The following is a 12,789-nucleotide window of genomic DNA, read 5'->3' on the forward strand; positions in this document are numbered from 1 at the left end:
TTGAGGCGCAAAGGGCGATAGTCCAACAGCAGACCGAGCAGCGTGATGCGCAAAATCGTCTGGAGCAGCAGAAGAAAGACCAGAGAAGGCCCGAAGAAAACAGCAACGACAAGCGCGCCTGCAAGCGCGTGCGGCGGAAAAGGTTCGTGCAGAACAAGCTCGTTTGCACGGTGAACAGCGAGCGCAGACCGAGGCGCGCTGGGAGCGGCCCGAATTTGCCAATATCGGTTCATTGTCCGCGGTTGGCCCAACGTTCGTCGGCACACTCGGTTCACTGGGCAGCAGCCCCGCGGATGCCTTGGCGATCAGATCGGCGTTTCACTCGGCAATTACCATCGCCACCGCAGCGATTTCGACTGCGGCCGCACCGGTGCTGGTCGGTTTCGCCGCGCTGCTCGTGCCCTCGGAACTGGGCAATGGCGACCTCTTTAGCGCCAGCGTCCCGTTGTCGGAACTTGCACCTGACCTGACAACCGATTTGTATGATTTGGCGACCACCGCGGGTGAGGTTGATCTGCCAGTCAGACTGGGTTCAAGAACGATTGACAACAGGGTCGAGATTGTCGTTGTCAGCACCGATGGTGCGACGGTACCCAGCGCTGTGCCGGTCAGAGTTGCGCGATATGACGCGCAGAAAGCCGTTTACGTTTCCAGCTCGTCCGACAACGAAACCAAAGGTCCTATCGTCACCTGGACGCCGCTGGTGGAGCCGCTGAATCCATCGACCGAGTCGCCATGGGTCGGTACTGATTTACCCGTGTATGAAGGCGCCGAAGTTACACCTGACAGTGGTCGGATCGATCTCCACCCGCAATGGGATCGCTACGGTTTTGGTGGATGGATAACGGTCTTCCCGATCGAGTCCGGCATTGCCCCGGTATTCACCATGTTCCGGGACCGACGCCAGGATCCTGGAGTCGCTAGCGGAGTCGGCCAGCCGGTGTCAGGCAATTGGCTGGGAGCGGCTGCCACGGCGCAAGGCGCAGCGATTCCTGAGCAGATTGCAAACAGACTCCGAGGAAGGGAGTTTTCGAGCTTCAAGGCTTTCCGCAAAACGTTTTGGAAGGCTATCGCGGCAGATAAAGACCTTCTCTCGCAGTTCAGTCATATCGATCGGTCATCTCTTCTCCACGGGTTATCGCCCAAGCCAAAGCAAATAGAACACATTGGAAAACGTAGAAAATACGAACTGCATCATGTAATACCTATTGAACTCGGTGGAGCGGTCTACGACATGGATATCTAAAAGTACTTACTCCCAAACAGCACATCAAAACTCACTCCCTCAAGAGGGGAGCAGGCAAATGATCGAAAATCTGAAAAGCAAATTCGAAGACTACACAGAGCGCGAATACCTGGAACTCGTCAGCAAGTTGTTCGATGGAAGCTATGAGTCAGAGGCCGAGCACGACGATATTTTTGAAACCATCATCAATACCTAGGAGCACCCGAATGCTTGCGATGTGTTGTGCCACCCGGAGCAAGATGTCGAGGATAGTCCGCAGGGTGTGATCGACGTTTTCAAAACCTGGCGAGCAGCCAACGGAAAGCCCGGATTCAAAGCTGAAAAATAGTAAAAAGAGCAGGCATCCTCCGCCTGCTCTTCCTCGTTTTTTAAATAGAATACTTCTGCAAATTCGCCATCATCTCCTTCAACGCTTCAAGATTGTCCTGCGGATGCGCCGCCCCTTCGAAATCGCAGATCTGCTGCCAGTGCGCTGCAACATCTTCCGGCGAAAAGCCCACCCGTGGATCGAACCCGGCGCCCAGGCTGCGCTCCCAGCGCACCTTGCCCATCCAGCCGCCACCGACCTCGAACAGCCCGGAGGTTTCCTGGCACTGCTCGCTGGCCAGATACACCACCAACGGGCTGACCAGTTCCGGTTTGAGTTGCTCGAACACTTGCGGCGGGATCAGGCCTTCGGTCATGCGCGTGCCCCCAGTCGGAGCGATGGCGTTGACGAGGATGTTGTTTTTGCGCCCTTCAATGGCCAGGGTGCGGGTCAAACCGTAGAGACCGAGTTTGGCCATGCCGTAGTTGGACTGGCCGAAGTTGCCGTAGATGCCGGACGTCGAGGCAGTGAAGATCACACGACCGTAGTTTTGCTCGCGCAGGTGCGGCCAGGCGGCGCGGGTGACTTTGTAGGCGCCTTCGACGTGGACGCGGTAAACCAGATCCCAGTCGGCGTCGTCCATTTTGTGGAAGGTCTTGTCGCGCAGGATGCCGGCGTTGTTGACCACCACGTCGACACGGCCGAAGGCATCGAGGGCGTTCTGCACCAGTTTGTCGCCATCGGTGACCGAGTCATGGTTGGCTTCGGCGATACCGCCGGCCGCGCGGATCTCTGCTACGACACGATCAGCCGCGGAGGCATTGGCGCCTTCGCCCTGAGTCGAGCCACCGAGATCGTTGACCAGCACTTTCGCGCCCTGTCTGGCGAACAGCAATGCGTGGGCGCGTCCCAGGCCACCACCGGCCCCGGTGACGATTACGACTTTATCTTCGAAACGCACAGACTCATTCATCGCGGCAACTCCAACAGAGCAATGGGACAATGAACTGGAGTGTCAGTTACCAGGCTTTCGGTCACAACGAATACGACTGCGGCTGAATGGTGCGCGATAAGGCTGGGGGATGATGACAAGCCTTGAGCCAGCGAGAGGCCGTCTGCCTCCCGGCCCGATCAGGAATATGCAACTTTGCGCGGCGGCAGCGCCAGACGCTGGCGGAATTCCAGGTAATGCTTGAGCACCTGCACCGGCGCTTCGGTCTGCGGGTAATGACCAATCCCCGGCAACAGCACGGTGTCGGCGTTTGGAATCAATTCGCGGTAACGCGCGACCATGTGCGCTCCGGAAATCGGATCGAACTCACCATCGATCACCCGTAACGGAATCTCGTCGCGCTGCATCGCAGTGATCCAGCGATCACGCTGCAGCCGCCGCTCTGGGATATAGCTGATCAATTTGTGCATGATGCGTGGCCCGTGATTGCTCTCGATCAGGCTCCAGAAATCATCCAGTTCACTTTCGCTCGGGCCGGTGTGCGGGCCGAAAATCTGTCGAAAACTTTTCACCAGCGCATCACGGCTGAACGCGCGGCCGATCATCCAGCCCAGCGGGCTGAGCAGCAGTTTTTGCATCAGCACCGGGCGATGGGTCTCGGGAAACAACCCGCCATTGAGAAACACGCAACTGGCGATCTCAAGGCGCCCTTCGTAATGCCGCGCGAGCAATTCCTGAGCAACGCTATCGCCGTAGTCATGGGCAAGAATGTGCAGCGGTTGTTCAGCCTGCACATGTGCAAGCAAGGCCTGCTGCAGATCGGCCTGCTCCAACAGACTGTACGTGTGCTTGTGCGGTTTGGCCGAATCGCCGAAACCCAGCATGTCGCAGGCAATCACCCGATAGCGCTGGGCCAATGGCTGCCAGAGGTAATGCCAGTCCCAGCTGGCGGTCGGGAAACCGTGGATCAGCAGCAACGGCTCACCCTGCCCCGCCGTCCAGTAGCGGATTGGCTGACCGCGAAAAACAAAGGTCCGGCTGCGCTTGCGCCAGACACACAGAGGAATCTCGGCGAGTGGCATCAGAGTTTATATCCGGGGTCTTGTTGATCGAGTTTGCGCAGCAGCGCCGGCCAGGCCAGCGCACCGCCCATGCCTTGGGCGCTTTTGGTAACACCGGCGATCATCGCTTTGGCGCCCGCCAGAATCTGCGGTTCGATGGCGATCAGTTCAGCGCCGCCGGTTTGCGCCATCACCTGAATATCGCAGGCACGCTGGAAGGTGAACATCATCAGAAAGGTATCGGCAATGGTGCCGCCGCAGGTCAGCAGGCCGTGGTTGTTGAGCATGAGGAAACTGCTGTCGCCGAGATCGGCCTGCAACCGCGCCTTCTCTTCGTGATTCAGCGCCACGCCTTCGTAAGCGTGATAGGCCAGGCTCGACAGGACGAACAGCGATTGCTGGCTGATCGGTAACACCCCCTGCTTTTGCGCCGACACCGCGACACCGGAAGCGGTGTGGGTATGCAGCACACACACCACATCGTGACGCACTTCATGTACGGCACTGTGGATGGTGTAGCCGGCCGGATTGATTTCGTAAGGGCTGGCCATGAGTTTGTTGCCGGCCTGATCGACTTTCACCAGGCTCGAGGCAGTAATCTCATGAAACATCAGACCGAACGGGTTGATCAGGAAATCTTCGGTGCCGGGAACTTTGGCGGAAATATGCGTGAAGATCAGGTCGTCCCAGCCATGCAGTGCGACCAGCCGATAGCAGGCGGCCAGGTCGACACGGGTCTGCCATTCGGCGGCGCTGACCTGGCTTTTGACATCAAGGGACGATGGGACGGGGGCTACGCTCACTGTATGCACCTCTGCGTTCTTGTTGTTCTGCACGTATGCGCAGTCTAGTCAGACGCAGGTGATCGCGTAGTTGCATTGGCAGCCAGCTTGATGACTGATCGAGTCAGCCATGCAAGCTGTCAGGATCCGCTCAGCCCTTGAGCGCTTCGATGAACTGCGCCAGCCACGGCTCGGCATCGGTTTCCGGGGTGACGCTTTCGCTGGCGTCGATGCGCAACATCTCTTGCACCTCGGTAACGCCCAACTCTTCGAACAGCTCGCGAATCTGTTCGCCGCCGCCGCAAAACGTGTCGCCATAGCTGGCGTCGCCCAACGCGATCACCGCGCCCGGCAACCCGCGCCAGGCCGCCGGCAATTGATCGCGGATATTCGAATACAGCGGCTGCAGGTTGTCAGGCAGCTCGCCCATGCCAGTGGTCGAGGTGACGGCGAGAAACGCTTGAGGGGCGAATGCCTGAATGTCAGCAAGCGTGGCGCGCGCGTTGTAGAAGGTTTCAAAACCGGCGGCTTTCAACAGGTTCTGGGCGTGACGGGCGACTTCTTCGGCGGTGCCGTAGACCGAACCGGAGAGGATGGCGACTTTCATCAATCTGATCCTGAAAACTGAAAATGAGATCGGCGATAGTAACAGTCCGTCGCGCAAGGCTGCGATTGAATCTCAACTGGCGTTAATGGCCGGTAGACAGCCGCCAAGGTTCTTCTAGAATGCCAAACGCCAATTACTTATAAGGAATTCAGGGATGATCAATGCCAGTCTGCTGCAAATGGTGATCAACGCTTCGAACGATGGAATCGTCGTAGCGGAAAAGGAAGGCGAGCAGGACAACATTCTCATTTACGTCAATCCGGCGTTCGAGCGTCTGACCGGCTACACCAGCGAGGAGATCCTCTATCAGGACTGCCGTTTTCTCCAGGCCGGTGATCGCGACCAGGAGAGTCTGAGTTTGATCCGTGACGTTCTGCGTGAAGGTGGATCATGTAGGGAGATCCTTCGTAACTATCGCAAGGATGGCACGCCGTTCTGGAACGAACTGTCATTATCGACAGTGAAAAATGCCGACGATGGCCAGACCTACTTCGTCGGCGTGCAGAAAGACGTCACCGTCCAGGTCAAGGCTCAGCAACGCGTCGCGCAACTGGAAGCCCAGGTGGCTGCCCTGCAGGCGGAACTGGATTCCTTGAAAGCGACCAACGGTTAAAACAAAACCGCGAACCGATGGTCATTAACTACAATCACCAATGACTTTGTAATTATATCTTTCGAGTTAGCCATGCAGCGCGACGCCCTCCTCACTCAGGACGAGCTGGATTTCATCCAGAAGATGCAGCACAACCCGCAACTGAACGTGCGGGATGCGACGTCGAGTCTGCTGGTTAACGGCGGTTCGCAGATCCGCGATCTGCTCACGCGGCTGGCCGCTCATGAACAAGTGACCATTCAAGCCAACTTCGAAAACCAGCAGATGACTTTTCCTTTGCATCTGGTGGAAGACGAATTTCATGCGCTGCATCTGCGCCTCGGCGTCCCGAGCATCTACGAAGACGGCCCATCGGTAAGGCCATGGCGATTGGTACTTGAAGAGCCGGTAGCGCTGGAAAACGCCAAAGGACAGCCGGGGACGTTGTGGGTGCACGAGGTGTCGCACAAAGGTGTGTTGCTGGAAGTGCGCAACAAGACCAAACCACCCAAGCATTTCGCGTTGTGGTTCAGCCCTTCCGGATACGAGCGGATTTCACTGCGCGGGCATTTCGAACGGGAAACCGAAAACGGTTTTTATGCCTACGAACTGAGTCAGACCGACACCGACGAAACCGAACGTCTGCGCCAGTTCATTCTGCAGCAACATCGCCTGACCCACCCTGCTCTGCATACCTGATCAGGTATCCAGATTTCCCGCTAGAAATTGCATCATGCGTTGACGCATGTTCGTGCCTTCATTACCCAGACAGGCAACCGAAGATCCGGCCAGACTGTCCTCCGCCAGATCCGCTGCATCCCCGGCCAGCATCAATTGGCAATCAAGGCCCAGCGCCAGACGATTCAGACGCCGTGGCAAATCGGCGCTGGGCGCATGGTTGGAAAACAGCACCAGCGCATCGGGCTTTACTTTTTCGCAGACCAGCGTCAGCTCATCGAACGGCTGGCCGGTGGTCAACACCCGAACCCCGGAATTGTTGCCGCTGAGAAACAGCGCCGCCACCAGCAATTCCAGCTCACGGCATTGACCGGCCAGCGCGCTGACGATCACCCGTCGCGGTTGAGCACCGCGCAGCATGACAATCCGTTGCAGCACCCGCGCACGCAGGAATCCGTCGTAGAACAGCCACTCGCTGGTTTGCCCGAACGCGTCCTGGCGTTGCAGCATATGCCGCCACAACGGCATCAGGATGTCCTGGAACGCCACCGCCAAGGCATAAGAAGAGAAGATCTGCCCATAGACACGATCCAGTTGCTGATCATCGAAGGCACTGACGGCCTGCTGGATCTGTTCCTGCCATTGCCGGTAATCGGCCTGCACCAGATCGTCAGGAATGATGTGCGCCAGGGCTTTCAGCGGTTCGGTCTTGGCGAGGATCTTGCCGACCTTGCTCACCGCGACGCCGCGATCGATCCAGTCGACGATACTGCGTACACGCTCGATTTCACTCATCGAGTAGAGCCGATGCCCGCTTTCGGTGCGTGTCGGCTGGATCAAGCCATAGCGCCGTTCCCAGGCGCGCAAGGTTACCGGGTTCACGCCAGTGAGCCGAGCGACCTCACGAATGGGAAACAGCTCGGCGCGTTCAAGCGCCTCGGGGACCTGCGATGCAGGGTTTGCGTCCGTAATCACAGGCATATAGCTTTCAACTTCCATGTCAGAAATTTGGATCCCATTTTAACGCCTATTTATCAATCGCATTCAAGTAGGCAAATGCGACGAATGTCGCTGGTTTAATCGGGAGAAACCGGAATAATCCTTGCTTGATGAAAAGCGCAGCCCTCTACCCCGGCGCTGCGTCAGACGAAACTCCTACCCGGAGTGACGCGATTGAAATACGGAGATACAAAATGTCTGCTTCCCCCGTCACGCTGATGGTTGCCCGGCGCGTCGCCGACGGCCGTTATCAAGACCTGATGACCTGGCTGCGCGAAGGCGAACAACTGGCCACGGACTTTTCCGGTTATCTGGGTTCCGGTGTGCTCGCTCCGCCGCCCGGCGATAACGAATTCCAGATCATCTTCCGCTTTGTCGATGAGCAAACCCTGCACGCCTGGGAGCATTCGGCATCGCGTACCGCGTGGCTGAGTCGTGGCAGCGATCTGTTCGCCCACCCCAAAGAACACCGGGTCAGCGGTATCGAAGGCTGGTTCGGCGCTGCCGGACAACGTCCGCCGCGCTGGAAGCAGGCGGTGGCGATCTGGCTGGCGTTTTTCCCGGTGTCGCTGATCTTCAATTTTTTGCTTGGCCCACTGCTGGGCGAAATAAGCTTGCTGCCGCGCGTGCTGATCAGCACCGCGTGCCTGACCCCGCTAATGGTCTACCTGTTTATTCCGCTGTCGACGCGTTTGCTGGCGAACTGGTTGAACAGCACGCCGGCGCGGCGGTTGCCTGCTGAACAGGCCGTGCAGAATCGTTGATCCGGTGGGAGCGAGCCTGCTCGCGAAAGCAATGTATCAGTCACCTGCAATGTTGACTGATGTACCGCTTTCGCGAGCAGGCTCGCTCCCACAAAGTACTGGCCATACTCGCAATAGGTGTGCGGCTGCGCTCGCTGTTATAGTTTTTGCTTTCCCCCGCGATGCGAGCCGTTCATGTCTGATTCCGCCGCCCCGATTCTCATCACTGGCGCCGCGCAACGCGTCGGTCTGCATTGCGCGCAGCGTTTGCTCGAAGACGGTCATCGGGTCATCTTCACTTACCGCACTGAACGCCCCGGCGTACAAACCTTGCGCGACCTGGGCGCCATCGGCCTGTTTGCGGATTTCGCCACTGAGGCCGGTATTCTCGCGTTCATCAGCGAACTGAAAAGCCACACCGACAGTCTGCGCGCGATCGTGCACAACGCCTCCGAATGGCTTGCCGAAACGCCGGGCAGTGAGGTTGAAGCCTTCGCGCGCATGGTCAATCTGCACATGCTCGCGCCTTATCTGATCAATCTGCACTGCGCTGATTTGCTGCACCGCTCGACGCCCGCCGACATTGTCCACATCAGCGACGATGTCACTCGCAAGGGCAGCAGCAAGCACATCGGCTATTGCGCGAGCAAAGCCGGGCTCGACAGCCTGACCCTGTCGTTCGCGGCGCGCTATGCGCCGGCCATCAAGGTCAACGGCATCGCCCCGGCCCTGCTATTGTTCAATCCCGACGACAACGCGGCGTACCGCGCCAAGGCGCTGGCCAAATCGGCGCTGGGCATCGAGCCCGGCAGCGAAGTGATCTACCAGAGCCTGCGCTATCTGCTCGACAACCCCTATGTCACCGGTACGACCCTGACCGTCAACGGCGGACGGCACGTTAAATAAGCCGAATCGCGAGGATTTCCATGACCCGCTCACTGCCTGAGAATTACCGTGAAATCCTCCTTGGCCTCGGTGAAACCCCCGACCGCGAAGGCTTGCTCGACACCCCGGTGCGCGCGGCCAAGGCCATGCAATACCTGTGTCACGGTTACACCCAAAGCGTCGAGGAGATCGTCAATGGCGCGCTGTTTGCGTCCGACACTGACGAAATGATCATCGTCGCCGACATCGAGTTGTATTCGTTGTGCGAACATCACCTGCTGCCCTTCATTGGCAAGGCCCATGTGGCTTATATTCCGACGGGCAAGGTGCTGGGTTTGTCGAAGGTCGCGCGATTGGTGGACATGTTCGCCCGGCGCCTGCAGATTCAGGAAAACCTTACCCGGCAAATCGCCGATGCGGTGCAACAGGTCACCGGTGCCGCTGGCGTTGCCGTGGTCATCGAGGCCCGACACATGTGCATGATGATGCGCGGTGTCGAGAAACAGAATTCGACGATGAACACCTCGGTCATGCTCGGCGCGTTCCGCGAGTCGAACACCACCCGCCAGGAGTTTCTGCAATTGATTGGACGGAGCAAGTAAATGCCACAACTTCAGCCGGGAATGGCACGCATCCGGGTCAAGGATCTGCGCTTGCGCACCTTTATCGGGATCAACGAGGACGAAATCCTCAACAAGCAGGATGTGCTGATCAACCTGACCATCCTGTATGCCGCGCAGGAAGCAGTGCGTGACAACGACATCGATCACGCGCTGAATTACCGCACCATCACCAAGGCGATCATCGCCCATGTCGAGGGCAACCGCTTCGCCCTGCTCGAACGCCTGACCCAGGAATTGCTCGATCTGGTGATGACCAACGAGTCGGTGCTGTACGCCGAAGTCGAGGTCGACAAACCACATGCCCTGCGCTTTGCCGAATCCGTATCCATAACGCTCGCGGCAAGCCGCTGAGCTTCAAGCTTCGAGCTTCAAGCGGTAAGCTAAAGGCCAACCCCGATCCAATCTTGCAGCTGGAAGCTTGCCGCTCAAAGCTGTCTCGCAGAGACCCCCATGACTGATCAACAACGCCTCGAACTCGAAGCCGCCGCTTTTCGTCGGCTGGTCGCCCATCTGGACAGCCGCAAGGATGTGCAGAATATCGATCTGATGAACCTCGCCGGGTTCTGCCGCAACTGCCTGTCGAAGTGGTACAAGGCCGAAGCCGACGAGCGCCAGATCGAGGTCAGCCTCGACGATGCCCGTGAAGTGGTTTACGGCATGCCCTACGCCGAGTGGAAAGCCCAATATCAGCAAGAAGCCAGCGCCGAGCAGCAAGCCGCGTTTGCCAAAAGGAAAGACCCATGACTGATCTGAACACCCTGCGCGCCAGCCTCAACAGCGGCGAACATGCCTTCGCTGACACCCTGGCGTTCATTGCCGCCGGTTACGACTATCAGCCGCAGGCATTCAACAATGGTGGTGTGGAGAACGCCGCCGGGCAAAATGAAGGTTCGTGCAAGACCCTGGGTCTGGTGTTGCTGGAAGGCCTGAGTGATGACGAAGCGCTGCTGGCGTTTGGCGAGCACTACCGCTCGGTGCTGGCGACGCCTGAAGGCAGCGATCACGGCAATATTCGTGCGCTGATCAAACACGGCCTGGCCGGCGTCAAATTCACCGCCCAGCCACTGACTCGCCGCTGATCCCCGCCGCAACGCCCTCCCTGTGGAGTGAGCCTGCTCGCGATAGCGGTGTATCAGTCGACTCCTGTATTGACTGGTACACCGCTATCGCGAGCAGGCTCACTCCTACAATGAGTTGCGGTGCAGCAAAAATATCGGGCATAAAAAAACCGGCCAATCTGGCCGGTTTCTTTTTGCCTGCGATCTTAGAACGTAGCGTTCTGCAGACCGTCCAGGTAACGCTCGGTGTCCAGTGCCGCCATGCAGCCGGCGCCGGCCGAGGTGATGGCCTGACGGTAAACGTGGTCTGCCACGTCGCCGGCGGCGAAGATCCCTTCTACGCTGGTCGCGGTTGCGTTGCCTTCACGGCCACCGTGCACCACCAGATAACCGTCTTTCAAAGTCAACTGGCCTTCGAACAGCGAAGTGTTCGGCGTATGGCCGATCGCGATGAACACGCCGTCGACTTTGATCTCGTCGAAGCTGCCGTCGTTGTTGCGTAGACGCGCACCGGTCACGCCCATGTTGTCGCCCAGCACCTCGTCGAGGTTGGCGTTGAGCTTGAGGATGATCTTGCCTTCGGCCACACGGGCGTTGAGCTTGTCGATCAGAATCTTCTCGGCGCGGAAGGTTTCGCGGCGGTGGATCAGGGTCACGGTGCTGGCGATGTTGGCCAGGTACAGTGCTTCCTCAACGGCAGTGTTGCCACCGCCAACCACGGCGACCGGCTTGTTGCGGTAGAAGAAACCGTCGCAGGTCGCGCAGGCCGACACGCCTTTGCCCATGAACGCTTCTTCCGAAGGCAGGCCCAGGTAGCGGGCGCTGGCGCCGGTGGCGATGATCAGCGCGTCGCAGGTGTAGACCGCGCTGTCGCCGGTCAGGGTGTACGGCTTGGCAGCGAAGTCGACGGCGTTGATGTGATCGAAGACGATCTCGGTTTCAAAACGCTCGGCGTGCTCGCGCATGCGCTCCATCAGCACCGGGCCCGTCAGACCATGGACGTCGCCCGGCCAGTTGTCGACTTCGGTGGTGGTGGTCAGTTGACCGCCGGCCTGCATGCCGGTGATCAGCAGTGGCTTGAGGTTGGCACGGGCCGCGTAGACCGCAGCGCTGTAACCGGCAGGGCCGGAACCGAGAATAATCACTCGCGAATGACGGACTTCAGACATGACCTGCTCCTGTTGACCGGGCCGAAACACTGGCGCGGATCGCCGGACTGCCGGCGGGAATAAAAAAGGACCGTGGACACCTTGGGGAAGGCTTGAACTCGACAGTCCTGTAAAAAGTTGGGTGAAGCGTATCGAGGGGGGCAAGATTAAGGAAATACGGTTTAACAATCCAGCTCATAGGTGGTCTCTATGCCGAAGCGCTGATGTGATGGACGTCTTTGTTACAGTGAATGTCGATCGCTTTACCGCGCTTTCCCAGTCATGGCAAAGCCGGTAAGGTCGGCGCGTTTTCCCTTGCTCGGAGCACCTTATGCCCGCCCCTGTCCTGTCCGGCCCGCAATACCTGCGCGAAGGCCTCAAACTGGTCCTCAGCCCCAGCCTGCGCCTGTTCGTGCTGCTGCCGCTGGCAATCAACCTGGTGCTGTTCGTCGGTTTGATCTATCTGGCAGGCCATCAGTTCAGCCTGTGGGTCGACACGCTGATGCCCTCGTTGCCCGAGTGGCTGAGTTTTCTCAGTTACATTCTCTGGCCCTTGTTTGTGGTACTCGTGGCGCTGATGGTGTTTTTCACCTTCACCCTGCTCGCCAACGTGATCGCCGCGCCCTTCAACGGCTTTCTCGCTGAAAAGGTCGAAGTGGTGGTACGCGGCACCGACGACTTCCCGGCGTTCAGCTGGGGCGAACTGATCGCCATGATCCCACGCACCTTCGCCCGGGAAATGCGTAAGCTCGGCTACTTCCTGCCCCGAGCGATCGGCCTGTTCATCCTGTCGTTCATTCCGGTGGTCAACATCGTCGCCGCACCGCTATGGCTGCTGTTCGGCGTGTGGATGATGGCGATCCAGTACATCGACTACCCGGCCGACAACCACAAACTGGGCTGGAACGAAATGCTCGCCTGGCTACGGGAAAAGCGCTGGCAGAGCATGAGTTTTGGCGGGATCGTCTATCTGGTGCTGCTGATTCCGGTGGTCAATATCCTGATGATGCCGGCCGCGGTGGCCGGGGCTACGCTGTTCTGGGTGCGTGAGCGTGGCGCCGAGAACCTTGTGGCGCAACGCTGATCCCGTCACAAATCCATCACCTGA

General features: G+C 58.6%; 16 protein-coding genes and 1 pseudogene. 11 read left to right on the forward strand and 6 right to left on the reverse strand.

The genetic code is table 11. The annotated features are described in order from the left end of the window. Positions 1 to 163 precede the first annotated feature (163 nt). Positions 164 to 1,246, forward strand: coding sequence for an S-type pyocin domain-containing protein (locus tag J3P75_RS23165; protein WP_434708324.1), 1,083 nt, complete (start codon positions 164 to 166; stop codon positions 1,244 to 1,246). Positions 1,247 to 1,304: 58 nt separating this feature from the next. Then, positions 1,305 to 1,574 (forward strand): annotated as a pseudogene (locus tag J3P75_RS23170) (bacteriocin immunity protein). 40 nt (positions 1,575 to 1,614) lie between these two features. Here the strand turns inward: J3P75_RS23170 and J3P75_RS23175 are convergent. The 4 genes from J3P75_RS23175 to J3P75_RS23190 form a co-directional block, all read right to left on the reverse strand. Continuing rightward, positions 1,615 to 2,526 carry an SDR family oxidoreductase gene (locus J3P75_RS23175; protein WP_434708325.1) on the reverse strand — a complete coding sequence of 304 codons (912 nt, stop codon included), beginning with the start codon at positions 2,524 to 2,526 and terminating at the stop codon, positions 1,615 to 1,617. Between the two features lie 158 nt (positions 2,527 to 2,684). Continuing rightward, entirely contained in the window at positions 2,685 to 3,587 is a 903-nt protein-coding gene (locus tag J3P75_RS23180) for an alpha/beta fold hydrolase (RefSeq protein WP_434708326.1), read from the reverse strand. Next, positions 3,587 to 4,369 (reverse strand): class II aldolase/adducin family protein, encoded by a 783-nt coding sequence (locus J3P75_RS23185; RefSeq protein WP_434708327.1) that lies wholly within the window; start codon positions 4,367 to 4,369, stop codon positions 3,587 to 3,589. Before J3P75_RS23185 ends, J3P75_RS23180 begins: the two co-directional genes overlap by 1 nt. A 130-nt stretch (positions 4,370 to 4,499) precedes the next feature. Further along, a complete protein-coding gene (locus J3P75_RS23190; protein WP_434708328.1) occupies positions 4,500 to 4,955 on the reverse strand; it encodes a flavodoxin in 456 nt (151 codons plus the stop codon). A gap of 154 nt (positions 4,956 to 5,109) precedes the next feature. Between J3P75_RS23190 and J3P75_RS23195 the strand changes: the two genes are divergently transcribed. After that, positions 5,110 to 5,568: a PAS domain-containing protein gene (locus tag J3P75_RS23195; protein WP_434708329.1), complete on the forward strand. Its 459-nt coding sequence runs from the start codon at positions 5,110 to 5,112 to the stop codon at positions 5,566 to 5,568. A gap of 72 nt (positions 5,569 to 5,640) precedes the next feature. Further along, positions 5,641 to 6,246, forward strand: a complete 606-nt coding sequence (locus J3P75_RS23200; RefSeq protein WP_203420785.1) for a hypothetical protein — start codon at positions 5,641 to 5,643, stop codon at positions 6,244 to 6,246. Here the strand turns inward: J3P75_RS23200 and J3P75_RS23205 are convergent, their stop codons facing one another. Further along, positions 6,247 to 7,206, reverse strand: a complete 960-nt coding sequence (locus tag J3P75_RS23205) for a MerR family transcriptional regulator (RefSeq protein ID WP_434708330.1) — start codon at positions 7,204 to 7,206, stop codon at positions 6,247 to 6,249. Positions 7,207 to 7,418: 212 nt separating this feature from the next. On the opposite strand from J3P75_RS23205, the gene J3P75_RS23210 reads away from it, so the two are divergent. From J3P75_RS23210 to J3P75_RS23235, 6 genes are all read left to right on the forward strand, one after another. Then, positions 7,419 to 7,988 carry an antibiotic biosynthesis monooxygenase gene (locus J3P75_RS23210; RefSeq protein ID WP_434708331.1) on the forward strand — a complete coding sequence of 190 codons (570 nt, stop codon included), beginning with the start codon at positions 7,419 to 7,421 and terminating at the stop codon, positions 7,986 to 7,988. Between the two features lie 174 nt (positions 7,989 to 8,162). After that, positions 8,163 to 8,873 carry a dihydromonapterin reductase gene (gene folM / locus J3P75_RS23215; RefSeq protein WP_434708332.1) on the forward strand — a complete coding sequence of 237 codons (711 nt, stop codon included), beginning with the start codon at positions 8,163 to 8,165 and terminating at the stop codon, positions 8,871 to 8,873. A 20-nt stretch (positions 8,874 to 8,893) separates the two neighbouring features. Next, positions 8,894 to 9,454: a GTP cyclohydrolase I FolE gene (folE, locus tag J3P75_RS23220; RefSeq protein ID WP_434708333.1), complete on the forward strand. Its 561-nt coding sequence runs from the start codon at positions 8,894 to 8,896 to the stop codon at positions 9,452 to 9,454. Continuing rightward, positions 9,455 to 9,826, forward strand: a complete 372-nt coding sequence (folX, locus tag J3P75_RS23225; RefSeq protein ID WP_090281808.1) for a dihydroneopterin triphosphate 2'-epimerase — start codon at positions 9,455 to 9,457, stop codon at positions 9,824 to 9,826. A 99-nt stretch (positions 9,827 to 9,925) separates the two neighbouring features. Continuing rightward, positions 9,926 to 10,219 (forward strand): DUF1244 domain-containing protein, encoded by a 294-nt coding sequence (locus J3P75_RS23230; protein WP_434708334.1) that lies wholly within the window; start codon positions 9,926 to 9,928, stop codon positions 10,217 to 10,219. Next, entirely contained in the window at positions 10,216 to 10,554 is a 339-nt protein-coding gene (locus J3P75_RS23235; RefSeq protein ID WP_434708335.1) for a HopJ type III effector protein, read from the forward strand. The genes J3P75_RS23230 and J3P75_RS23235 overlap by 4 nt, the downstream gene beginning before the upstream one ends. A 185-nt stretch (positions 10,555 to 10,739) precedes the next feature. On the opposite strand, the gene trxB is transcribed toward J3P75_RS23235, so the two are convergent. After that, entirely contained in the window at positions 10,740 to 11,702 is a 963-nt protein-coding gene (trxB, locus tag J3P75_RS23240; RefSeq protein WP_042607647.1) for a thioredoxin-disulfide reductase, read from the reverse strand. Positions 11,703 to 12,012: 310 nt separating this feature from the next. On the opposite strand from trxB, the gene cysZ reads away from it, so the two are divergent. Then, a complete protein-coding gene (gene cysZ / locus J3P75_RS23245; RefSeq protein WP_434708336.1) occupies positions 12,013 to 12,765 on the forward strand; it encodes a sulfate transporter CysZ in 753 nt (250 codons plus the stop codon). Positions 12,766 to 12,789: the final 24 nt, after the last annotated feature.

The organism is Pseudomonas sp. R1-1 (assembly GCF_051132135.1).
In the GTDB taxonomy this organism is placed as follows: domain Bacteria; phylum Pseudomonadota; class Gammaproteobacteria; order Pseudomonadales; family Pseudomonadaceae; genus Aquipseudomonas.